This is a genomic window from Pseudomonas persica (genome assembly GCF_900291015.1).
Lineage (GTDB): Bacteria > Pseudomonadota > Gammaproteobacteria > Pseudomonadales > Pseudomonadaceae > Aquipseudomonas.
Map to the genome: position 1 here is coordinate 22,104 of NZ_OLKL01000034.1, position 20,504 is coordinate 42,607.

Annotated in this window: 25 protein-coding genes; 13 read left to right on the plus strand and 12 right to left on the minus strand. The window is 61.5% G+C overall.

Annotated features, from left to right (window positions below):
- Nucleotides 1-18 precede the first annotated feature (18 nt).
- The 3 genes from FQ664_RS17115 to FQ664_RS17125 all read left to right on the plus strand — a co-directional run bounded on the left by FQ664_RS17115 (nt 19) and on the right by FQ664_RS17125 (nt 2,808).
- Nucleotides 19-285 carry a hypothetical protein gene (locus FQ664_RS17115; RefSeq protein ID WP_144173539.1) on the plus strand — a complete coding sequence of 89 codons (267 nt, stop codon included), beginning with the start codon at nt 19-21 and terminating at the stop codon, nt 283-285.
- Nucleotides 286-569: 284 nt separating this feature from the next.
- Complete coding sequence (locus FQ664_RS17120) at nt 570-1,640, plus strand: enoyl-CoA hydratase/isomerase family protein (protein ID WP_144173541.1); 1,071 nt, start codon at nt 570-572, stop codon at nt 1,638-1,640.
- Between the two features lie 16 nt (nt 1,641-1,656).
- Nucleotides 1,657-2,808: an acyl-CoA dehydrogenase family protein gene (locus FQ664_RS17125; RefSeq protein ID WP_075045375.1), complete on the plus strand. Its 1,152-nt coding sequence runs from the start codon at nt 1,657-1,659 to the stop codon at nt 2,806-2,808.
- Nucleotides 2,809-2,955: 147 nt separating this feature from the next.
- On the opposite strand, the gene FQ664_RS17135 is transcribed toward FQ664_RS17125, so the two are convergent.
- Entirely contained in the window at nt 2,956-3,888 is a 933-nt protein-coding gene (locus tag FQ664_RS17135; protein ID WP_144173545.1) for a LysR family transcriptional regulator, read from the minus strand.
- A gap of 124 nt (nt 3,889-4,012) precedes the next feature.
- Between FQ664_RS17135 and FQ664_RS17140 the strand changes: the two genes are divergently transcribed.
- A complete protein-coding gene (locus FQ664_RS17140; protein WP_144173547.1) occupies nt 4,013-4,276 on the plus strand; it encodes a DUF2790 domain-containing protein in 264 nt (87 codons plus the stop codon).
- Nucleotide 4,277: 1 nt separating this feature from the next.
- Here the strand turns inward: FQ664_RS17140 and FQ664_RS17145 are convergent, their stop codons facing one another.
- Nucleotides 4,278-4,970, minus strand: coding sequence for a tRNA (adenine(22)-N(1))-methyltransferase (locus FQ664_RS17145; RefSeq protein WP_144173549.1), 693 nt, complete (start codon nt 4,968-4,970; stop codon nt 4,278-4,280).
- A gap of 222 nt (nt 4,971-5,192) precedes the next feature.
- On the opposite strand from FQ664_RS17145, the gene FQ664_RS28110 reads away from it, so the two are divergent.
- The 6 genes from FQ664_RS28110 (at nt 5,193) to FQ664_RS17175 (ending at nt 9,486) form a co-directional block, all read left to right on the plus strand.
- Nucleotides 5,193-5,468, plus strand: a complete 276-nt coding sequence (locus tag FQ664_RS28110; protein ID WP_178091012.1) for a helix-turn-helix transcriptional regulator — start codon at nt 5,193-5,195, stop codon at nt 5,466-5,468.
- 101 nt (nt 5,469-5,569) lie between these two features.
- Nucleotides 5,570-7,297 (plus strand): primase-helicase family protein, encoded by a 1,728-nt coding sequence (locus FQ664_RS17155; protein WP_144173552.1) that lies wholly within the window; start codon nt 5,570-5,572, stop codon nt 7,295-7,297.
- On the plus strand, nt 7,290-7,799 hold the full coding sequence (locus FQ664_RS17160; RefSeq protein ID WP_144173554.1) for a hypothetical protein: 510 nt from the start codon (nt 7,290-7,292) through the stop codon (nt 7,797-7,799). The genes FQ664_RS17155 and FQ664_RS17160 overlap by 8 nt, the downstream gene beginning before the upstream one ends.
- On the plus strand, nt 7,796-8,014 hold the full coding sequence (locus FQ664_RS17165) for a hypothetical protein (RefSeq protein ID WP_144173556.1): 219 nt from the start codon (nt 7,796-7,798) through the stop codon (nt 8,012-8,014). Before FQ664_RS17160 ends, FQ664_RS17165 begins: the two co-directional genes overlap by 4 nt.
- Before the next feature lie 79 nt (nt 8,015-8,093).
- A complete protein-coding gene (locus FQ664_RS17170; protein WP_144173558.1) occupies nt 8,094-8,567 on the plus strand; it encodes a hypothetical protein in 474 nt (157 codons plus the stop codon).
- Between the two features lie 118 nt (nt 8,568-8,685).
- Nucleotides 8,686-9,486, plus strand: coding sequence for a hypothetical protein (locus FQ664_RS17175; protein WP_144173559.1), 801 nt, complete (start codon nt 8,686-8,688; stop codon nt 9,484-9,486).
- Between the two features lie 47 nt (nt 9,487-9,533).
- Here FQ664_RS17175 and FQ664_RS17180 read toward each other — a convergent pair whose 3' ends face one another.
- Genes FQ664_RS17180 through FQ664_RS17220 form a run of 9 tightly spaced genes read right to left on the minus strand, consistent with a single transcriptional unit; the run spans nt 9,534 to nt 16,807 of the window.
- Nucleotides 9,534-9,815: a hypothetical protein gene (locus FQ664_RS17180; protein WP_144173561.1), complete on the minus strand. Its 282-nt coding sequence runs from the start codon at nt 9,813-9,815 to the stop codon at nt 9,534-9,536.
- A gap of 2 nt (nt 9,816-9,817) precedes the next feature.
- Entirely contained in the window at nt 9,818-10,822 is a 1,005-nt protein-coding gene (locus FQ664_RS17185) for a hypothetical protein (protein WP_144173562.1), read from the minus strand.
- On the minus strand, nt 10,815-11,375 hold the full coding sequence (locus tag FQ664_RS17190; protein WP_144173579.1) for a hypothetical protein: 561 nt from the start codon (nt 11,373-11,375) through the stop codon (nt 10,815-10,817). Before FQ664_RS17190 ends, FQ664_RS17185 begins: the two co-directional genes overlap by 8 nt.
- Nucleotides 11,368-11,616, minus strand: coding sequence for a hypothetical protein (locus FQ664_RS17195; protein WP_144173581.1), 249 nt, complete (start codon nt 11,614-11,616; stop codon nt 11,368-11,370). The genes FQ664_RS17190 and FQ664_RS17195 overlap by 8 nt, the downstream gene beginning before the upstream one ends.
- The gene (locus FQ664_RS17200; protein WP_178091013.1) at nt 11,613-14,990 is read right to left on the minus strand and encodes a hypothetical protein; all 3,378 of its coding nucleotides are present in this window, start codon (nt 14,988-14,990) and stop codon (nt 11,613-11,615) included. The genes FQ664_RS17195 and FQ664_RS17200 overlap by 4 nt, the downstream gene beginning before the upstream one ends.
- A 6-nt stretch (nt 14,991-14,996) precedes the next feature.
- Complete coding sequence (locus FQ664_RS17205) at nt 14,997-15,932, minus strand: hypothetical protein (RefSeq protein WP_144173583.1); 936 nt, start codon at nt 15,930-15,932, stop codon at nt 14,997-14,999.
- Nucleotides 15,933-15,969: 37 nt separating this feature from the next.
- Nucleotides 15,970-16,179 carry a hypothetical protein gene (locus FQ664_RS17210; RefSeq protein ID WP_144173585.1) on the minus strand — a complete coding sequence of 70 codons (210 nt, stop codon included), beginning with the start codon at nt 16,177-16,179 and terminating at the stop codon, nt 15,970-15,972.
- Nucleotides 16,176-16,394, minus strand: a complete 219-nt coding sequence (locus tag FQ664_RS17215; RefSeq protein WP_144173587.1) for a hypothetical protein — start codon at nt 16,392-16,394, stop codon at nt 16,176-16,178. The genes FQ664_RS17210 and FQ664_RS17215 overlap by 4 nt, the downstream gene beginning before the upstream one ends.
- Nucleotides 16,391-16,807 (minus strand): hypothetical protein, encoded by a 417-nt coding sequence (locus tag FQ664_RS17220; RefSeq protein ID WP_144173589.1) that lies wholly within the window; start codon nt 16,805-16,807, stop codon nt 16,391-16,393. Before FQ664_RS17220 ends, FQ664_RS17215 begins: the two co-directional genes overlap by 4 nt.
- A gap of 503 nt (nt 16,808-17,310) precedes the next feature.
- Between FQ664_RS17220 and FQ664_RS17225 the strand changes: the two genes are divergently transcribed.
- On the plus strand, nt 17,311-17,514 hold the full coding sequence (locus FQ664_RS17225; RefSeq protein WP_144173591.1) for a hypothetical protein: 204 nt from the start codon (nt 17,311-17,313) through the stop codon (nt 17,512-17,514).
- 137 nt (nt 17,515-17,651) lie between these two features.
- Nucleotides 17,652-18,200, plus strand: a complete 549-nt coding sequence (locus FQ664_RS17230) for a tyrosine-type recombinase/integrase (RefSeq protein WP_144173593.1) — start codon at nt 17,652-17,654, stop codon at nt 18,198-18,200.
- A 400-nt stretch (nt 18,201-18,600) separates the two neighbouring features.
- On the opposite strand, the gene FQ664_RS17235 is transcribed toward FQ664_RS17230, so the two are convergent.
- Nucleotides 18,601-19,911 (minus strand): tyrosine-type recombinase/integrase, encoded by a 1,311-nt coding sequence (locus FQ664_RS17235; protein WP_256675997.1) that lies wholly within the window; start codon nt 19,909-19,911, stop codon nt 18,601-18,603.
- 192 nt (nt 19,912-20,103) lie between these two features.
- On the opposite strand from FQ664_RS17235, the gene FQ664_RS17240 reads away from it, so the two are divergent.
- A complete protein-coding gene (locus FQ664_RS17240) occupies nt 20,104-20,484 on the plus strand; it encodes a RidA family protein (protein ID WP_144173595.1) in 381 nt (126 codons plus the stop codon).
- Nucleotides 20,485-20,504: the final 20 nt, after the last annotated feature.

The following is a 20,504-nucleotide window of genomic DNA, read 5'->3' on the forward strand; positions in this document are numbered from 1 at the left end:
AGAAGCTGGAATTACATAATGAAAAAGCTCGTCCCCGACCCACCCGTCAAACTGACGTCCCGCCCCTTCTACACCATCAACCAGGACATGCCCTCGGTTGACGCTCTGATCCACGCCCTTCAGCTGTTGTCTGACATCGAAGACACGCTGGACGAATTCATCTGTGCCAACGCCGGCGAGCCCGGCATCAATATGTTGGTCAATGCGGTGCATCATGTGCAGATGACCAAGGCCCTGACAGAGTTGCTGTTCCACCGGCAGGCCGGGGATATCACCTGGCATTGAAGTAGAGTCGACTGGCCTCATCGCCGGCAAGCCAGCTCCCACAGGTGCCGCACAACTTTCAAGGCCTGCGCTGTACCTGTGGGAGCTGGCTTGCCGGCGATAGGGCCCGCCCGGCCAACCTGAAACCTTGCTAGAGTGGCGATATCGCCGCCCAAGGCAAAAATGCAGAATCCCCCTGCAGATTTGTCGATTGTGCAAGGCAAATTCGCATGACAGGATCCTGCGATCCTCCAGCGAACTCCAGACTTCACTTGGAAAATCAATAACAAAGCAGGGAGAACGCAATGACTGCGCACGCTCATACCTCGGCAACCGCCCATGTGCTGGCCGAGGTCCGCAACCAGGTCGGCCACCTGACCCTGAACCGCCCCGCCGGCCTCAATGCCCTGACCCTGGACATGGTCCGCAGCCTGCGCCAGCACCTCGACCTGTGGGCCGAAGACCCGCAAGTGCACGCCGTGGTACTGCGTGGCGAGGGCCCCAAGGGCTTCTGTGCCGGTGGCGATATCCGCTCGCTGCACGACAGCTTCAAGGCCGGCGATACGCTGCATGAAACCTTCTTCGTCGAGGAATACGCCCTCGACCTGGCCATCCACCGCTACCACAAGCCGGTGCTGGTGCTGATGGACGGCTTCACCCTCGGTGGCGGCATGGGCCTGGCCCAGGGCTGCGACCTGCGCGTGGTCACCGAGCGCAGCCGCCTGGGCATGCCCGAAGTGGGCATCGGCTACTTCCCGGATGTGGGCGGCAGCTACTTCCTGTCGCGCATCCCCGGCGAACTGGGCACCTACCTGGGCGTCAGTGGCACCCAGATCCAGGCTGCCGATGCGCTGTACTGCGGCCTGGCCAACTGGTACCTGGCCAGCGACCAGCTGGCAGCCCTCGACCAGGGGCTGGATCAGTTGCACTTTGGCGACCACCCACTCAAGGACCTGCAGAACCTGCTGGCCAGACTCGGCTCCCAGGTACTCGCCGATGCGCCGCTGGAAAAGCTGCGCCCGGCCATCGACCACTTCTTCGCCCTACCCGACGTGCCTGCCATCGTCGAGCAACTGCGCGCGGTAAGCATTGGTGACAGCCACGCCTGGGCTGTGGCCACCGCCGACCAGCTGGAAAGCCGCTCGCCGCTGGCCATGGCGGTTACTCTGGAGATGCTGCGCCGTGGTCGCCAGCTGGGCCTTGACGACTGCTTTGCCATGGAGCTGCACCTGGACCGTCAGTGGTTCCGGCACGGCGACATCATCGAAGGCGTGCGCGCGCTGATCATCGACAAGGACAAGCAGCCACGCTGGAACCCGCCGACCCTGGCCGCACTGCAACGCCAGCGGGTCGACCAATTCTTCGAAGGCCTGTGAGCCCGGGAGTACACAGATGCAAGACCTGGAACTGAGCGAAGAACAAATCATGATCCGCGATATGGCCCGGGACTTTGCCCGTGGCGAGATCGCCCCGCATGCCCAGGCCTGGGAAAAGGCCGGCTGGATTGACGATGGCGTAGTGCGCAAGATGGGCGAACTGGGCCTGTTGGGCATGGTAGTGCCGGAAGACTTCGGCGGCAGCTACACCGACTACGTCGCCTACGCCCTCGCGGTCGAAGAGATTGCCGCCGGCTGCGGCGCCACCGGAGCGATGATGAGCATCCACAACTCGGTGGGCTGTGGCCCGCTGCTGGCCTACGGCACGGCCGAACAGCAACAGCAGTGGCTACCACGCCTGGCCACCGGCGAGGTAATCGGTTGCTTCTGCCTGACCGAGCCACAGGCCGGTTCCGAGGCACACAACCTGCGCACCCGCGCCGAGCTGGTGGATGGCCAGTGGGTGATCAACGGCGCCAAGCAGTTCGTCAGCAATGCGCGCCGCGCCGGATTGGCCATCGTCTTCGCGGTGACCGACCCGGAGCTGGGCAAAAAGGGCCTGTCGGCGTTCCTGGTGCCCACCGACAACCCGGGCTTCAAGGTCGACCGCAGCGAGCACAAGATGGGCATCCGCGCCTCCGACACCTGCGCGGTCACCTTCGACAACTGCCGCATCCCTGCCGCCAACATCCTCGGTGAGCGTGGCAAGGGCCTGGCCATCGCCCTGTCCAACCTCGAGGGCGGCCGTATCGGCATTGCTGCCCAGGCGTTGGGCATCGCTCGCGCCGCGTTCGAGGCGGCATTGGTCTACTCGCGTGACCGGGTGCAGTTCGGCAAGCCGATCAACGAGCACCAGAGCATCGCCAACCTGCTGGCCGACATGCAGGTGCAGGTGAATGCCGCTCGCTTGCTGATCCTGCATGCCGCACGCCTGCGCAGCGCCGGCAAGCCGTGCCTGTCGGAGGCCTCGCAGGCCAAGCTGTTCGCCTCGGAAATGGCCGAGCGGGTGTGCTCGATGGCGATCCAGGTGCATGGCGGGTATGGCTACCTGGAGGATTACCCGGTGGAGCGCTATTACCGCGATGCGCGGATCACGCAGATCTATGAAGGGTCAAGCGAGATCCAGCGGATGCTGATTGCGCGGGAGTTGAAGCACTATCCGCTGTAACACGATCTCGCTGAGAATGCGGCCCTTTGTGGGAGCGGGTTTACCCGCGAACACCGGCGAAGCCGGTGCCATACACCGCGTCGCATTCTTCGCGGGTAAACCCGCTCCCACAGGGGTGAGTGACACGCTTACGAAAGCGTTACTCACCTACCGCCAATAGCGCGAATCATCCACCACCTTGGCATGCCCCTCGAACAGCGCCGGCAGCTGCTCCTTGAGGTAATCGATCCAGGTGCGCACCTTGGCATCCAGGTAATGCCGTGACGGGTAGATCGCATACAGCGCATTCTCGCGCAGGCGATACGGTGCCAGCAACCGGCACAGATGCCCCTGCTCGATCGCCTGGCTGGCGGTGTAGAACGGCAGCAGGCCGATGCCCATGCCCAGTTCGCTGGCCACCAGCATGGCGTCGGCGACGTTGGTGGAGAAACTGTCGTTCGGCGCGATCACACACTGGTCCACCCCTTGCGGGAACACCCAGTCACCTTCGTACATCGGATAAGCCATGCGCAGGCAACGGTGCTGGTGCAGGTCTTCCGGGTGCTCTGGCACGCCGTGGGCCTCCAGGTAGCTCGGCGCTGCGCAGGGGATGCTGAAAATGTTGCCCAGCGGCACGGCGATCAGTTGCGAATCCGGCAACGCTCCGTCAATGGTAATCACCACATCATGGCCCTCGGCCAGCGGGTCAGGGTTACGCTGGGACAGAGTCAGCTCGATCACCACCTCCGGACACAACGCGTTGTAGCCGGCCACCAAGGGCATCAGCAGCAGGCCCAGCCCATGTGGGCAATGTAAACGCAGGCGGCCACGAGGCGTGAGATGCGCGCCACGGGCTTCGTCCACCGCTTCTTCGGTCAGCAGCATGATCTGCCGCGAGCGCTCGAGAAACCGCTCGCCCGCCTCGCTCATGCGCAAGCGCCGCGTGGTGCGGTGCAGCAGGCGGGTCTGCAGCTGGTTTTCCAGCTCGGCAACGATGCGCGAAACCTGCGCCGCGGAAATGTCCAGGGCATTGGCGGCCGCAGCGAAGCTGCCGCATTCCACCACACGGGCGAAAGTACGCATGGCATGCAGCATGTCCATGAAGGTCTGCTCCTTGTTCGGTCTTATTCTTGCGTTACAGGCAGGAATCTATCACGGGTTAGCCCATTTATTGTGGATGACCAATGAATGGATCATAAGTCACCCATTGAAAAAGGAGCCTGCCATGAAACGTTCGATCGCTGTGCTTGCCGTTGCCGCTACCCTCGCCTCGTTCGGAGCCTTCGCCGACACCGGCAGCAACCAGCCGGCCAGCAGCAGCAACTACGAATACGGCATGCCACTGGACGTGGCCAAAGTCATCTCCATCACCCCGGCCAGCAACGCTGCCGACTGCCAGGTTGGCACCGCGCACATGGTGTATGTCGACCACCAGGGCCAGAAGCGCGAAGTCGACTACCGGGAAATGGGCAACTGCTCGCAGCAGTGAGTCAGGCCAACACCTGGGTGATCCAGCCGACCTGCTGGTTGAAATCGTCGATTTTCGCCAGAGGCACCGCATCACGGGCTCGCTCGAAGTTGGCCAGGGTCTGCTGCTTCTGCCGCAGCATGCGCCGCCACTTGACCAGGAACGCCTCACTTTTCTCCTGCATCAGCACCGGGCCGAAGTACAGCTGTTCAGCGGTGTACGCCGCCACCCCCGGCTCGGCGACGATGATCTCATAGTCGAAACGGTTTTCCCGCAGCAGTTCTTCGCTGACGATCCGGTAACCATTGCCCACTAGCCACTGGCGTAGTTCGCACTCGGCGCCATTGGGCTGCAGCACCAGGCGCGTGACGCCAGTCAGGCGCTGCTTGCCGGCTTCGAGGATTTCGCACATGGTGTCGCCACCCATGCCACAGATGCTGACCACCGAAATACGGTCGTCAGGCTCGACCGCCGCCAGGCCATCGGCCAGGCGCACGGTGACGCGGCCTTCCAGGCCGTTCCTGTGCACGTTGCGCTGGGCCGAGGCGAACGGCGTCTGTGCCACCTCGCCCGCTACCGCCGCTTCCAGCCCCCCGCGCAGCATCAAGGCCACCGGCAGGTAGCCGTGGTCCGAGCCGATGTCGGCCAGGCGCGCACCCTGCGGCACATGGGCTGCCACACGCTCCAGGCGCCTGGACAAAGTTTGTTCGTTCAAGGTAAACCCCTGGCTTTGCAATGGGGCGCGATTCTGACGGCGAACGCCGCGCATTTCAAACACCAGGGCGCCCTCGACCGGGCCAGCGCGCTCGCGTAGGCTTGCCGCTTTCCTTCCGTAGCAAGTGTTAACCCGCCTACCCCGCCCCAGCTAACTCAGGGCATTCAGAAAAGACCATCCGACCGTAAACCCCCAAATATGCCACCTGTGGGAGCGACGACGATGGGCAACCCTAGAATTGAAGTACCTGCACCGATAGCTGACGCGCTGGTGCACCCTACCCCCCTGTGCCAGGCACTGGGGATCAGCCGGGCGACCCTCGATCATTGGGTACAGGCCGGCCACTTCCCGCCTCCCATTGTGATCGGTCAGATGCGAGGCAGCGGCAAGGTATCCCGTGTCGCTTTCCTGAGAAGTGAAATAGACGCCTGGATCCTCGCCCGCAAGGCCGAGCGTGACGCGGCAAAAAAGCCCCGCACCGAAAACCTGCCAGCCTGAAAAGAAAAAGCCCCGGCGGTTCAGGCCAGGGCTAGGGGGTGTTTCCTATGGATAAAAATATACTATCAGACGGCGGCGAGGCTGCAAGGGCCGCCCTCGAAATGATCGCCCGGCATGACGCCGACAGGGCTGCCGCGGCAGCCGCCAGGCAGGCACAGAAGTCCGCCATCACTGTCGAGCCGTCGAAGACCTTCACCGGCACCGCTACGCTGTCGTGCGTCCCTGCTGCGATCAATGAACCAGAGGCCGTCGCGCAACCTGTGCCGTCTGGAACGATCAGGTTTGGCGTAGACAAGGTACAGCTCCAGGCGGGCGACCCCAGCAGCCTGTTGGCCAGCATGCAGCAGAGCCAGCAAGAAGCCGCGCAAGCTGCACAAAGGCCGGCCAACGTGGTGAAGATGGTACCCAAGGCCGAAGGTCACTCGGCGTTCAAGGTCGGTGACATCGATCCCGAGTCCCGCGAGATTCTGCGTTACATCAGTGAGGATTTCATCCTGGTGACGGGGGACGGCGCGGTGTACGCCTACTACATCAAGCGCGGCTGCCGGCTGACCAAGGAAGGCATGCGTCACCAGTGCGCCAAGCGCCATGGCACCATCGAGCAGGTCGCGAAAATAGATGACGGTCGGGTCGAGTGGAAATCGCTTCCAGCTGGTGACATCTGGTGGGATTGGAAGGGCCACGAGCGTCGGGTTGTAATGTACCTGGTCATGGAGCCGACCGCCTTGACCGAGGGCGAAGACGACCCGGACGTATTCAATCTGTGGCACATCCGCAAGCTGGAAATGGCCGAACGCACCGTCGCCGCCACCTTCGACGACATGGCCGTTCTGTGGAGTCACCTGCTCTACCTGAGCGACGGCGACGTACCAACGGTGGTCCGCTTCGTATCCTGGCTGGCGTGGCTGTACCAGCACCCTGATGACAAGATCCCCACCGCCTGGCTGCTCTATTCGGAGAACCGACGTATCGGCAAGAACCTGGTCGGCCGACTGCTGGCACGGGTGTTCGGAAAGTCGATGGTCCTGACCGATGGTGACGGCAAGCTGCTCACCAGCAAGTTCGATGACGCGCTGCTTGATCGGCGTATCGCCTTCCTCAATGAGGTGCGCCTGACTGGTAAGGAACGGACGAACTTCGAAGTGTTCAAGAACAAGGTGTCGGCCGAGCGCGTCGTGATCGAGCCGAAAGGCCGGCCGGCCCGCGAGGTCCGCAACACTGTGCATTACATCCTGACCAGCAACCATGAGGACGCCCTACCGCTGACGGAAAACGAAGGCCGCATCAACGTCATGCGTTGCCTTGCGCCACGCAAGCCGGACGCGTACTACGAAGAACTGGTGGCCTGGATCGACGGCCCCGGCGCTGGCGTGTTCGCCAATGTGCTGGCGACCTGGGATTTCAAAGGCTGGAATCCACACGCACCGGCGCCGGAAACCGAAGCGGCCAGGGATATGCAGCTGGCTGCCCGTGGACACGGCATTAACTTCCTGGAGGAACGCGCAGCCGCCCGCGAGGGTGCCTTTGCGCTGCAGATCGGCCGCTGCAACGACATCTACATCAAGCTCAAGGGGGAGTACCCCGAACTGGTGCGGGACTACGGGATCACCCCCAGCACCTTACCGAAGATGCTCAAGGCATTGGGCTTCAAACAGCTGTTCAAGCCTGGCAAAGACGGTAAGCCATCGACGAACCCAGATACCAAGGTGTGGTGTTTCTGCAACACCGACTGGTGGGACGGCCAGTTGGCGAGCGTGTGGAATGACTATTTGAATACGCAGGTCGCGCCAGAGGGCATGCCACCTTACGGAGGGGAAAACCATGAGTGAATCCATTTCGGGGTCGGTGAATCCACCGGCCCTGCCGCCCGTGTCGTTCTGCTTGGAGGTGTACGGTTCCGCTGCGCGTCGGATCGAGAGGGACGCCACCACGCGGGCAAAAGACGATGCCGCCGCCCACCGTGCCAAGATTCGCCGTCTCAAGGAAGAAGCGGAATTGAAGGCAGCCGAGTACACGTTGATCATGCTCGACAAGCACATTGCCGAGGCGCTCGACGACAAGACCGACCCGAAGCTGCGACGCGACCTGCGCAACGATGTGATGAACCGGGGTGTTGGCAAGCCACGTGAAGTCGAGGCGGATGACGATCCCCAAGGCAAGGAAGCACGCGCCCGTGACCTGCTGGATGTGCTGGCGGCATTGTCCACCAGAAACGCCGCGCTGGAGATGGAAGGCAAGGCCTCGCCGAGGATCGAGCGTGACGTGACCCCTGAACAGGGCCACCACCTGGACATCGACCTGAGCGAGTTTGATGTGGGAGGTGACGTATGAAATGGGGCTGGATCGACTGGTACGCCAATGCGCTGAAAATCGGACTCGCCGTCCTGGTGGTCGCTGGTTTGTACCACTGGGCGCAGCAGGCTACCACCAAGCGTGATGAGCTGTGCTATGTGGTCGAATCGCACATGGATATCAGCGAAGGTGACGAGTACGCGGCGGCCAAGCGTGCCTACTGGAACTACTGCTCGGAACCAGATGACGAGTAGTGTGCCGTCGCCTCGACCATACCATCATCGAGGCGTGGACTGAACTACGCTCTACGCTAGCCTTGAAGCGGAGAGCTATATGGGACTCGGAAAACTAGAGGGGGCGCTACTCGCCGCGCTTACGATAGCTGCCGGTCTCGTGCACGGGAAACCCCTTGTGACGATCATCTGTGAAGAACCCGCCGGTTCTCGGATCGACATCGACAGAACTGCTACCAAGTGGTTTAAAGTTGCCGAGGACTCATTTACCGGGGTACATCCAACCTTCATATTGGATGATTCTGACGTGGCCCACATCACATACTTTTTCAACAACACGAGGCCAGCGATAGACCTGGGGATAGCTAATCGTGGGGCGCGGACAGCTCAAATTGTGAGTATCTCAAGTACAATGCTCTCGGCAATTGAGACCCTTACCGACCAGGTAGCAGTTTTCACCATCTACCCTGTAGTTGGGCTGGGGTTCTTCACTTTCCACGATCTGAACCCCATTGGCGGTGGTGACGCGAGGTCGGCCACATTCACTTCAAAATGCACCATGACAGGCAGCTAGCTTCTGGACGTAGCCGCTAAGAGAAAGACATCCACCCCACCCTAGCAAGAGTTCCCTATGCACATCGACGCCGCTATCATCGCCGGCCATGTGCCACGGATATAGCGAAGGGGTTCCAATGGCGGATTTGTGGGAGCCGGTGGGCGGAGTGTTCTGGAGCGCGCCACCAGCTGTGGTGGTGCCGGATGAAGTATGGCCGCATTGGCCAGCAACCATTGTGCTGCTAGTCGCAGCTATCGCAATTGGGGTGGTAGCGGTCCGCATCGCCCAAAAGCGCAATGAACCGGAGTGGCATCTGCGGCAGCACATGGTGGAGGTTGGCAGCGCCGCCACACTGATCTACCTGGCTGGCATCGCTGCGTTGACGGGGGATCGCATTGGCACCCTTGGCGATATGCCCTTGAACGAAGTGGGTGACTTCCTAGCTGGTGCATTCGGCCCGGTGGCATTCCTCTGGCTGGTCTTGGGTTTCCTAATGCAGAGCGAAGAGCTGAAAAACACTGTCGATCAACATAAAGCGATGGTTAGAGTAACTAGGGAGCAGCACGACAGGGCCATCAAAGCGCTTTTCACTTTCGAGGCTAGCCCACTCATCTACGAGCCAGAAGACGGCAGCGGCGGGCCAAGAAAGGTCCAAAGTAACGTCCGGATTACAAACGAAGGTAATAAAGCCCTTAAAGTGGTACTGGGTTCGGACCAAACCGCCGAGGCAGGTGAAGTGATAAACCTGGGCGCCTTCCCAGAGGGTCATTCCGAGGAAATCACGTTCAGTATCTTACTGCTAGAGAATCCCAAAACTGGCGAGATTTGGATTGAGTACGAAGATTTGGCGGGTGATAGGAGAATAGACACGTTTGCGTACACGGTTTCCGATACTGGGCTGAATTTTGTTCGGGGCCTAACCCTCGCAACTAATTGAAGAGGCTTCCCTGCCCACCCTGTGCACATCGTCACCCCTCCCGCTGTTCACGTTTGGCTCTCGATACCTTGCCCGGCCTCTGTGCGTGGGCGAGGCCCTGGAGCTGTGCGCTCAGCCGGTGGCAGTGCGTCACCGAACAACTCGGCGCGTAGCTCCTGCTCGATCTGCGTGGGCGTCATCCGCATGGCCACGCACCACAGTGCCACACGCACACCCCGAAGGAATGCGCGGTGGTGGCGCCGGGTCTCGGCACAGTTGCTGCGCTCAATGCGCAACTGCAGCTGTGCCAGCCGCTGGCTGATCTGCTGTTCCCGCGATATGACACCCATGGTCAGAACCCGAATCGTGGTTCATCAGCGGCCCGCATCTGCTCAAACAGCCGGTCGAATTCCTCGTTACTGAGGGATGCCACGTTGGCGGCGGAGAGACGCCCGCGCTGGTCCGGTGCCTTGCCGTCAGCTGGCAGGCTGCTGAGGCTGGTAGGCCCCTGGCGCACAGCAACGCGACTTCGGGTCTGGAACCCCAGTGCCTGCGCACGCTGGTACACGTATGCACAGGGGTCGATCCCGTTGGCCTGGCACTGCCGCAGGAAACCAAGGGTGGCGATCTGCTCGATGTCCTGGATCTGCGCAGCCGTCGCGCCGGGGTACTGTGCTACCAGTTGGTTGCGCACGTTCGACAAGACGAATTCGCGGGCATCGTCGTAGTCCGGGTGCGCCGCCTTGAACCTTGGCTCCACCTCGTTGACGAACGGGGCAATCTGCTGGGCATCACGCTGGATCTGCGCGCCAGCCTGTTCCAGCATCTGGCGCTGGTGCTGCTGTCCCTGCATGTCGTTCAGGCGCTGCTCGAACTGCTTGGTAAGCGCCTTGACATGGCCTTCGGGGTCATCGACGAACGCCGGGATTTCGGCCTCCTGTTGAGCCTGTTGCTGCTGGGCAGCCAGCTGCTGTTGCCACTGCTGGAACTGCTGCAGCTGTGCCTGATGCGCGGCCAACTGCTCCTGCAGTACGCGGTTTTCTTCCTGCTGGGCCTGCCGCTTGGTGCGTTCTTCCTGCAGGGCACCGAGTGGCACATACTGCTTGCGGCCGTTGTGCGGCTGGTCGACCTGCTCGCCTTCGCCATCGTCTGGCTGCTCGTTCAGGTATTGGTCCCGCTGCTGGACGTGTTCCTGGTACTGCTCGACCTCATCAGCGGTAGCGTTAGGCACAGCTGTGCTGTCGTCGGCATCGTTGGGGATGCCCACCGAGTCGGTCAGGAGCGCGGCAAGTTTATCGACCGGCACTGGTTCGTCTGGTCCGTCGAAGTCTTCGACCTGGATGCTGGTATCACTCATGGTTCACCTCGGGGCGCGATGCGCGCTTGGCTTTGCTTGGGCGACCGCTGACGGTGCCGGTGGGCTTGCTGGTTTGCACAGGTGCGGCTGCGGCCAGGCCGTAGCGCTCTGCCAGGTCGGCGGCGCCTTGTGCGGCTGCAGCGCGGGCGGCTTGCCGGGCCAGGGCTTCGGTCAGCTCTTCCTGCAATTTCTCGATCTTCCTGGCCGGGTTGGTCCTGGCCTTGAACGCGGCGATTTCTTCGGCAGTCAACGGCTTGCGGTTGATGTCGGCGCCGCTCCAGCCGACCACGACACCGGTACGCACACGACGACGCTCGCACACATGCAACTTGATCAGGCCGTCGAGCATGCGAATCTCGCAGCTCTCGGCACTGCGGGCGGTGACGGTGCGCTCTGGTGCGGACTCAGCCCACGGTCCAAGGTCCACGACCGGCCTCTCGAAGGTGATGACGTACTCACCATCCACGGTAGTGGTCAGCTTGGCGCGGGTGGTGTCGATGTTGTGCATGTCGGCATCGGCGCGCAGGCGGTTCAGGTGTTCGATGTCATACATTTTGGGTGCCTCCGTTAGCGGCGATGATGGCGGCGGTGAGTCGGTCGATTTCGGCCTGTTGGCACAGAGTTGCGGCGGTGCCGTCCAGCTGATTCAGCCTGCGCAGTTTTGCGCGTGCGGCTTCCAGTTCCTGGCGTGCCTTTGGCAGCTGTTCGGTCAGCATGGCGTGCGCGTGTTCGAGGTCGTCTACCCGGACGCGGGCGGCCTGCACAGCTTGTTGGGCTTGTTTCAATTCGTTCATTTCTTGCCCCCATCGGCGCGTTTCCAGTTGCTGGTTTGCTTGCGGTACAGGTCGATCAGGCCGCGTTTACCGCTCACCAGGTAGGGCACGAAGGCGACCTTCGCGGAACCTCGGGCCTGCCTCATGATCTTGTCGAGCTGTTCGGTGCGTTCGTCGTCGCCCAATGTTTTCCAGTACGCGCTGCGCATCAGGTTCCGGGCGGCTGCGTGCATCCTGCTATTCGCCAGCTCGTTGAGTTCGCGGTGCTGGTCGTCGGTCAGGTCGAAACGCCGCGCCGGCATTCCCTTTCTTGCGGGGACAGAGAAGTGGTTCTGCATGGCACCGGGTGCCCAACCGAGGCGCGCAGTCTCCTGGCGCACCGGGTCATCGCTTGGCACAGTGGACGGGATAGGGCCGGCGCGGCCGATCTGCCGTTGCGGCTCCATCAGCGGTGCGCCGAACTGGTCACGCTTGATCGGCAGGCTTTCGCGCAGGAATGGCAAGCGGTACTTGAGCTGGTCGGTGAAGCTGTCGCGGTCGGTTTCGCGCTGGTACGGGTCCATGTAACGGCCGACATGGCTGAGCACGGTGGCGGGTTGCGCCAGGGTGGCGGCGCTGCGATTCACCCAGCTGGCGCCGTAGCGGTCGGGATCGGTCATCGCCTGCATCACGCCGGAAAGGCCCTGGAGCCAGGTCTTGCTGGTGAAGTTGCGGGCAATCGCTTTCATGAGGCTGGCGAAGCCGAGCTGCTGGTTTTCAACGCCGGTCGCGATATCAGCGGCGATGCCGACCAGAGTCGCCATAGGCTCGATGCGGCTGTACTGGTACCACTGCCCGTTGATCTTGATGCTGTAAGGCTGGTTGCCAGCGGCAAGCCAGGCCTTGCGCTCGTCGGGATCTTCGGGGCCGCCGCCACTGAGGGTGCCATTCAGAGCACCGACAGCGCCAAATGCCATCAGTAGGCCACCGATCCCCATACGGGCCAGCGCTTCTTCCTGGCGAGCACCACCGGCTTTAAGGTCTGCCCGAACCTCCTTGAAGATAGGGGCGGCCGGGCTGTGCTTCGCCGCGTAAACTATTAAATTTGCTGGAGTTTTTAGGAACGGCACAGCGAGATTGCCCGTGCCATACGGCAGCTTGTGGCGCAGGTTGTTCACCGCCTGGGTAATTTCACCCGCACGATTGTTGAACGTGTGGAACAGGGCCGCGTCCTCGCCTGCCTCCAGCAGTTCTGCGGGTGGGTTGGCGATGATTTCCTGTACACGCTTGTGCACCGCTGCAGGGCCTTGGCCTTTCAGCTCATTGACGGCCATGCGGTAGGCAATGGCATAACGAGCCATGCCATCGTTCAGGTACTTGAAGAACTGGTCTTCCGACTGCAGGGCGCGCAGTGGCATGCCCCACACCTTTTGGCCGGGGTAATCGTTGCGGTAGACCTCGGCCTTGTTCTCGTTGCCGAATGCGTCTTCGCCAGTCTTCCACGAACTGACGGCACCTCGGGCACCGTTGATAGCGCCTTCGAGCATTCCACCCAGCTGGTAGACGGATTCGCCGATATAGGTTTCACCGTTCAAGCCGACCATGCGCTTAGCAGCACCGATACCGCCAGCCAACCCGCGTACTGGAAGCTGCATCAGGCTGGTCCCCAAGTTCGACAACACGTTGACGAAGTGGGTGTCCGGCGAGGACAAGAGCATGCTTTTGTAGAACGTCCAGAAACCGTCGCTGCCAGCCTGGCGGGCCAGCTTGTTGGCCGCTTCCACACCGCCGATACGGGCGGCATTGTTCAGGGCGTCGGCAATGGCCTTGGCGCCTTGTGCACCGCCTACCGAGTCCAGCATGTGGCCGGCCTGCTTCATGGTGGTCACATCGGCGCGCATGGCGGACATCGCCCGGCCAATCTCGGCACGACTGGACATGACAGCCTTCTGCGTGGTGCGCAGGTCGTTCAGTGCCTGCAGGAAGTTGGCCTGCTCCAGTTCGGTAGCGTTGCCACTGCTGATCTTCTGGCTCAGGTCGAGGGTCTTGACGGTCTGGTCTTTGAGCAGGCGCGTAGCGGCAACCTGTTCCTCGGCATTGAACGCCACGCCCAGGCGATGCTTGCGCAGCTTCTCCACCGTGGTGCCGGTCAGGGCAGCCAGGCGGCCGGTTTCTTCCCAACTGATCGTGCCACGGCGTGCGGCTTCGATATCCGGTTCGTCATCAGCGAGCAGGGCCAGGCTGCTGTCCATCTGCTGCTGATCCATGCCCATCGACTCGAACAACGGGCGCACATTTTGGCTGCCGGCAAACGGCACCTTGGGCGCAGGTTGCGGCTGCGGTGGAACTGGCGGGACTGCCGGCGCAGGGGCTGCCTGCTCGGGGTTGAGGTAGTTGCGGATGGCAGCGGGCACAGCTGCGCGGGCGGCTTCGATACGCGGGTCGACCTGCGGTTGTACGGGCTGCTGGGCCTGGGCCGGCATGGCAGCGGGGTCAGGAGCACGACCCAGCACACCGCCCAGCACCGAACCCATGGCAGCGTTAACCATCGCGTCTTGGGCGTTGAATGGGGTCTGCATGCTGCTCGGGACGGCAGCGTTGCGCAGTTGTCGCGATGCTTCGCCCGTCGCTACGCCAAGGGGAGCACCGCTAGCCAGGCGCGTTGCCAGATTGCCGGGCAGATTGGCGGGGATCAGCCCCATTGCCACATCACCCGCACCGGCGGCGATTGCAGCTTTCAGGCCTTCGGAGACGCTATCGGTTTCGGCGGCTACGTCGTGGCCGGTGTTGATTGCATTGGTCGTGGCGGGCACGGCCATGGTCTTGGCAGCTTGGCCAAGTTGGCCTACCACGCCCGGCAAAGCTGATGTGGGGGTTACTGCAGGAAGGGCAGCCGTAGCGCGAGACAAACCACCCGTTGCCAGCATCGCTGCTAGGTTCCCGGCAAAGCCACCGCCTGCATTCAGCAGCTTGTTACCGAACGATGCGTCGGGCGCAGGTGCCAGCGAGTCAGCACGTTGCTGTAGTGGGGTCAGCACATGCTGATTAAGCGCATTCTGCGCCATGTTCGGGTCGTCGTCGGTGAACAATCCGCGTGCGGCGTCGAAGGTCTGCGCGGCAGGGATACCGACGATGCGGCCAGCGGCCAGGCCCATCTGGTCTACAGCGCGTGCTGCACCTCGATACAGCTCCCACGGGTCGAGGCCGTCATCTTGCGCGGGTTGCTGGGCAGCCGGCTGCACAGGCGCGGTAGCTGGCGCCGGGCTGTCATCATCCAGAGCGTCACCGAATGCGCTGATGGGATCGCCGAAAGCGCTTACCTGTGGCTGCGCTGGCGGCCTCTGCGGTTGGCGCGCTGCAGGAGCAGGCGCCACTGGGTCGTCGGGGATTTCGTCACCGAAAGCACTAATGGCCATTGCACATTAACCTCGCTTAGTGGCGGTCTTGCCACTTTTGGGGTCGATGTACTGAGTGCCTGGAGGCAATTGGTCGTACTCGGCCTTGGTCATCGGGCGGGCGATCTGCGCTTGTCCAGGTACACGCATGCCAGCTTTGGGCGCGGGCTTCTGCGCAGCGTTACCACCAGCGGCTGCCATCGGCAGGACGCCTACGGGCTGTTGCGGCTTCGGCATGTAGCTGTCGAGTCCACCGGTACCCGGCAGGCTGCTGGTGCCCGCTGCGGATTCGGCTTCGGCGCCCATGATCGCCTCAGTGGCGGCATCAGCACCGGTCGCGGCTTTACGGCCAGGGCTGTATTGCGGGTAGGGCTGGCCGTATTCCTGGTATTGGCCGGTCTGCGGGTCGAGCACATAGCGCTGGACCATCCCACCACCGAGGGGCTTTTCCAACACCTGGCGCTGGGTCGGCATGCGCGGCCCGGACGATCCGGCGTTGACACCGATACGGCTTTCGCGGGTATCGAACTGGCTTTGCTGTTGTTGCAGCTGGGCCTGCCGGTGCTGGGCCAGGTTGTCGGCGTTGGTGGCTCGGATCAGGTCAGCCGGGTCGACGCCGAGTTGGGCCATCTGGCGGGCCATGGGCGACAGGGAGTTGAGGAAGTTCGGGTCTTGCAAGCGCTGTTGGTACTGCCGTTGCTGGTCAGCCTTGGTCTGGGCGGCTTGTTGCTGCATCTGCAACTGTTCCTGCTGCATCCGCGCCAGGTTGTTGCGGTACTCGCCCAGTGCCTGCACACGTTGCATTTCACTCATGCCAGCGGCGGCTTGACCCAAGCGTGCGCCGAATCCGGGGTTGCCTTGCTGTGGCCCGGACGCCATGAGCATCTGCAGCCCCAGTTGACCGAGCTGCGTGCCCGTTAAGGCGCCAACGCCTTGGTTAAGTGCGTCGATGAAACCGGTCATGCTCCTTTGCTCCCCTGGCGCGACGGCCAGGCGTTTATCAGTGGGTGGTGTCGTTACCCGGTGCCAAGACCGAGCGGCACAGTGCTGTGACCAGCGCCATGGTGGCGGCGTGGGCGGCATCGGCCTCGGCCTGGATTTCAGGCGGCAGGGCCGGGGCGTTGTCGCACACGGTCATCAGGGTGGCCATCGAGTCGAGTGGCGCGTTGGCAATGGCTTCGGCCATCGAGCCGGGGATGAAGTCGTTCATTTCGATTGCTCCTGTTGGCGGGTGCGGTTGTACGCAGCGAACTTGAGTTCGTACGCGGTACGGCGCAGTTGCTTGGCGCGCTCTTCGGCATCGTCAGCCATCTGCAGCAGGCGCTCGAAGTTGTCGCGGTCGATAGCGTCCTGGGTAACAACCTCCCCGGTGCCGGGGTGGGTATCGCCTACGTTCAGGCGGCGATAGTCGTGGTAGATGCTCATGGTTGCTTCTCCGTAACGGCGGCGCGCAGCTCGACCTGTTCGTCAAAGCTGAGTTCGCTGGGTTCGAGGATGGGCACCATTTCGTGGGTGCCGTCGCCGTTGTCGCGCAGGTAGAAGCGGCCGGGCTTGGCCGGACTGCGCTTGGTCGTGCGGGAAGGCTCAGTGCGGCCGGCAAGGGCCAGGCGCAGGCGGCATTCGGCTTCCGTGAGGTGAGCGGTCTGGTCGTAGGCGAATGCGGCTAAGAGGTCCAAGCCGAAGGCGTGTTGTGGTTTGCCTTGGCGACCGGTGTGCACAAGGTGGGCCTGTGGCAGTTCGGGGTGGCGGCTCAGTGCGCTGGGGGTCAGGGCGAGCAGGTCGGCCAGTTGTTGGCTGGTGGCTGCGGCTGTTGCACTGGAAGTTGGCTGGAAGTTCATCGGCGCATCCCCCCCGGATGTTTCGCTGAGTGCATTCAACTTAATATTGAATACCTGTATATACAATAACTTTCCGACGAGCGGTATGATTCTTGCATATTGGCGCTTTAGTTGCGGGTAAGAGTTCCAGGTAGTTGCGATTGCGAGCGGCACAGTTACCGGGACAATTATCCCGATACCGTTGCGTTTATTTTAAGTAAGGGTTTATGTAAGTTGCTGAAACAGCACAGGAATTTTAACTTTGCGATTAATTTGGGATTACGAACGGAACGTTAAATTTATTTTTTATGGGGGTTTAGGTGGCGGGATGGAAGCGCGGGGCTTGGATTTTTGGTCAGAAATTTTGGAAAAATTTTGTAGGGTCTCACCCCTCGTATACGTATTTGCGTGAAGCCAAAAGACCTGCATACCCGCCGTACGGGTCGAATCCCCCACCCCGGGCACTTTTCCTGGCTACCAGCCAGGCGCTACGCTCGGTCGACAGCCATTCACCTGGAGCGACCATGGACAAAGCGACAGTGACCGCAGACACCCTTGAACTGATCCTGCTCAACCAGCAAGCCTTGCGCGCAGGCATTGAAGAGCTATCGCTATGGATCAAACAGCGTGGATCTATCCCCACTTGCGATAGCGTGATGGTCGCCCTGCAGACCCTGGATGCGAATGCTGAGGGCATCGAGCAGGGTATTCGGGCGCTGAGGGGGTGATCCCTCTAATTGACACAATACAATTCTGTTAACTAGCCAGCCCCTGTTGCTATTGACTTCCACCAAAGGCGGGCGCATTCTGGCCTTGCCTAAATATTGTGTTAACTAGCGAAGCCAGCAAAATCAGAGGGTCAGCCATGCAACTAGTCGAAGCGGTGAAGACACAAGCGGACATCGATCTGGTCCAGCGCAAGCTGACCCTCAACGCCCGAGACAACACGCTGTACGCGGACATTTGGAAGTTCGGTATCCAGGTAGCGCTGCGCATCAGCGACCTGCTGGAAATCACGCTGCAGGAGGCACAGACGGGGCAGCTGAGGGTGGTGGAGGGCAAGACCGGCAAGCCACGCACAATCAAGCTGAACGAGTCAGCCATGGCCGTTGTGAAGGCCAGGTCAAAGCCCGGGGCGGTGTACCTGTTCGAAGTGGACAGCAACCGCGCCAAGGGCAAGCCCGTAAGCCGCGTGGCCGTGGCCAAGGCGTTCAAGGCCGTGGGTGATGAGCTGGGCATTGCGCTGGGTACCCACAGCATGCGCAAGACACGGGGATGGATGATGCACAAGGCGGGTCTGTCGATTGAGCTGATCTGCAAGGTGCTGAACCATTCAAGCCCGGCTGTGACCATGACCTACATCGGACTCACTGCACAGGATGTGGCAGATACCTACGACCAGTTCGAGCTGTGAGAATGGTTCTCGGGCCATGGATGGCACAAACCTAATAAACAGACTAATAAAGCAACCTAATAAGGCTCAAACCCGCGTGCTAGAGGGGGGTTTTATTAGTTTATTAGCTTTATTACCGAACTAGCACCACCCGGCGCCGTCGCCCAGCTATCAGCACAGCGCTATTACGCTTATGCGCTTTTCAGTGCACACCTGTACTCTCTCTCTCTCTCTCTCTCTCTCTAATAGAAAACCTAATAAAAGTAATAAAGGTAATAAGCGACCGCTCTGTGCTGGGCCTTTCAGCGTTATTACCTGTGCCCGCAAACCTAATAAAGCAGCCCGCAAACCTAATAAAATCCCGCTGCACCATCATGCCGAAGACCCAAGAATCCCGATAAAACCGCCCCACCCTACCCGCCTACAGCCCCGTAAGCGCAGCCTCGGCCTGCGACCTGGAAACGCCGTGCACGACCTCGAACCACAGGTCTTCCACATACGCCGCCCACTTCTCCATCGCCTCCCGCCGTTGCGGCAGCAGGTGCGCCCTGGCGTAGGTATCACCCAATGTCCCTGGCATCCTGTGCCCTAGGCAAAGCTCCAGGACGATAGCCTCAATACCCAGCTTTTCGTGAGCCAGACTGCGGAATGTCGACCTGAACCCGTGTGAAGTCAGTTCGCCCTTTTCATATCCCAGCGCCCGAATCCCGTTGAGCATTGTGGTAGAACAGATGGACTTGCCGGCACCACGGGTAGAAGCAAACACCCAACCTGTCGCCACTTCTGGCTTGGCAATACTCCCGAAGGGTGACGGCACAGTTGCAGCCACCGCCTGTGCACGATGCTCCCGGATCATGGCAAGCATGCTGATAGCCCGGCCGGGTAGCGGCACGACATGCTGCTTGCCGGTCTTGGGCACCGTGTAACGCCATTCAGCTCCATCCATGTCGATATCCTCCCAGCGCATCTTCGCCAGCTCGCTGGGCCGTACAGGCAATAGAACCAGCATCCACAGCGCCCAGGTGGTCGGACTGCCGGCGGGGGCCTGCTGTTCGAGGCGTCGCAAGAATTCCTTGAGGTCGTCTGGACGCTCGATGGCTGCGTGGTGGACGGTCTTGCGTTTTCGGATCAGCCCCTTGCCGCGCCGCGCCACCACGTTGTCGTCGATCAGTTCCGCCTCCACCGCGTAGTCCAGCACGGCACGGATGGTGACAAGCGCGTGATTGGCGGCTGCAGGGTGCTGACCAAGATCGACCAAGACCTTCTTCACATGACGGTACTGCACCAGATGGACTGGCAATGCACCCAGCGCGGGCAGTACGTGGAGGTCCAGCGTACTGCGGTAGTTCAGCAGCGTCTTGTGAGCCAGATCCCCCCTGCTAGCCAACCACTCGCCGCACACCTTCTCAAACGTCTCACCCTGCTGGGCAAGTTCGACCGCAATCCGCGCATCCCTCATATCTTTCGGCTTGTGCCCTTCGGCAACCCATGTACGGGCCTCCTGCCCCAGCTCACAAGCTCTGGCGTGACTGATATCAGGGAACCCGCCGATGGTATAGGTGCCTTCGACACCATGAAGCCGGTATTTGAGGAACCAGACTTTTGAGGCCTTTTTCACATGCAGGTACATGCTAGGGATCGACCCCGAGGGATACTTGCCCGGCTTGTCGATACTGCGGGCGGCGGCGTCGCTGTTGGCGCGAGGCTTCTCTGGCGATGGCTGTTCTGACACTGGGGGTATCCACTGCGACATAGGGGTACGATAGACTGGCATCATACCACCAGAAAACGCTATATACACTCCCCAATAGTGGGGGTATAGTGAAGCCATATCAGGACGAAAGCACTGTAAATGCTGGGCCTGACAGATGGTCACTGAAAGTTAGGCGAATAACAATCCTTCCGTAGCAAGGCAAAACACACCATGGCACATGCAGACATCATCTACACCCCGGACCCGGACGCCGAGTCGATCTCCTCCGACGTCGCCGAATTCAACGGCGTGCTGGTTACCACGCAGATTCCGACCCACGCCGATGGCAGCCTGGAACTGGGCGGCATCGTCGCGCAGAGCGAGTGCACCCTGCAGGCGCTGAAAGTGGCGCTGGAGAAGGCCGGCAGCGGCATGGACCGGGTGCTGCACCTGACCATCTACCTCACCGACATGGCCGACCGCGCCGCGTTCAACGAGGTGTACCAGCGCTTCTTCAGCAAGCCCTGGCCGGTACGCGCCGCCGTGGGTGTGGCTGCACTGGCGTTCGAAGGCATGCGCGTGGAAGTGACCGCAATGGCCGCCAAGCGCTGATTCACCTTCACGGGCCCTAT

What these genes read in the sequence shown, in the direction of transcription:
- FQ664_RS17115 (WP_144173539.1), top strand. Translation starts at nt 19, where the DNA reads ATGAAAAAGCTCGTCCCCGACCCACCCGTCAAACTGACGTCCCGCCCC.
- FQ664_RS17120 (WP_144173541.1), top strand. Translation starts at nt 570, where the DNA reads ATGACTGCGCACGCTCATACCTCGGCAACCGCCCATGTGCTGGCCGAG.
- FQ664_RS17125 (WP_075045375.1), top strand. Translation starts at nt 1,657, where the DNA reads ATGCAAGACCTGGAACTGAGCGAAGAACAAATCATGATCCGCGATATG.
- FQ664_RS17135 (WP_144173545.1), bottom strand. Translation starts at nt 3,888, where the DNA reads ATGGACATGCTGCATGCCATGCGTACTTTCGCCCGTGTGGTGGAATGC.
- FQ664_RS17140 (WP_144173547.1), top strand. Translation starts at nt 4,013, where the DNA reads ATGAAACGTTCGATCGCTGTGCTTGCCGTTGCCGCTACCCTCGCCTCG.
- FQ664_RS28110 (WP_178091012.1), top strand. Translation starts at nt 5,193, where the DNA reads ATGGGCAACCCTAGAATTGAAGTACCTGCACCGATAGCTGACGCGCTG.
- FQ664_RS17155 (WP_144173552.1), top strand. Translation starts at nt 5,570, where the DNA reads ATGATCGCCCGGCATGACGCCGACAGGGCTGCCGCGGCAGCCGCCAGG.
- FQ664_RS17160 (WP_144173554.1), top strand. Translation starts at nt 7,290, where the DNA reads ATGAGTGAATCCATTTCGGGGTCGGTGAATCCACCGGCCCTGCCGCCC.
- FQ664_RS17165 (WP_144173556.1), top strand. Translation starts at nt 7,796, where the DNA reads ATGAAATGGGGCTGGATCGACTGGTACGCCAATGCGCTGAAAATCGGA.
- FQ664_RS17170 (WP_144173558.1), top strand. Translation starts at nt 8,094, where the DNA reads ATGGGACTCGGAAAACTAGAGGGGGCGCTACTCGCCGCGCTTACGATA.
- FQ664_RS17175 (WP_144173559.1), top strand. Translation starts at nt 8,686, where the DNA reads ATGGCGGATTTGTGGGAGCCGGTGGGCGGAGTGTTCTGGAGCGCGCCA.
- FQ664_RS17180 (WP_144173561.1), bottom strand. Translation starts at nt 9,815, where the DNA reads ATGGGTGTCATATCGCGGGAACAGCAGATCAGCCAGCGGCTGGCACAG.
- FQ664_RS17185 (WP_144173562.1), bottom strand. Translation starts at nt 10,822, where the DNA reads ATGAGTGATACCAGCATCCAGGTCGAAGACTTCGACGGACCAGACGAA.
- FQ664_RS17190 (WP_144173579.1), bottom strand. Translation starts at nt 11,375, where the DNA reads ATGTATGACATCGAACACCTGAACCGCCTGCGCGCCGATGCCGACATG.
- FQ664_RS17195 (WP_144173581.1), bottom strand. Translation starts at nt 11,616, where the DNA reads ATGAACGAATTGAAACAAGCCCAACAAGCTGTGCAGGCCGCCCGCGTC.
- FQ664_RS17200 (WP_178091013.1), bottom strand. Translation starts at nt 14,990, where the DNA reads ATGGCCATTAGTGCTTTCGGTGACGAAATCCCCGACGACCCAGTGGCG.
- FQ664_RS17205 (WP_144173583.1), bottom strand. Translation starts at nt 15,932, where the DNA reads ATGACCGGTTTCATCGACGCACTTAACCAAGGCGTTGGCGCCTTAACG.
- FQ664_RS17210 (WP_144173585.1), bottom strand. Translation starts at nt 16,179, where the DNA reads ATGAACGACTTCATCCCCGGCTCGATGGCCGAAGCCATTGCCAACGCG.
- FQ664_RS17215 (WP_144173587.1), bottom strand. Translation starts at nt 16,394, where the DNA reads ATGAGCATCTACCACGACTATCGCCGCCTGAACGTAGGCGATACCCAC.
- FQ664_RS17220 (WP_144173589.1), bottom strand. Translation starts at nt 16,807, where the DNA reads ATGAACTTCCAGCCAACTTCCAGTGCAACAGCCGCAGCCACCAGCCAA.
- FQ664_RS17225 (WP_144173591.1), top strand. Translation starts at nt 17,311, where the DNA reads ATGGACAAAGCGACAGTGACCGCAGACACCCTTGAACTGATCCTGCTC.
- FQ664_RS17230 (WP_144173593.1), top strand. Translation starts at nt 17,652, where the DNA reads ATGCAACTAGTCGAAGCGGTGAAGACACAAGCGGACATCGATCTGGTC.
- FQ664_RS17240 (WP_144173595.1), top strand. Translation starts at nt 20,104, where the DNA reads ATGGCACATGCAGACATCATCTACACCCCGGACCCGGACGCCGAGTCG.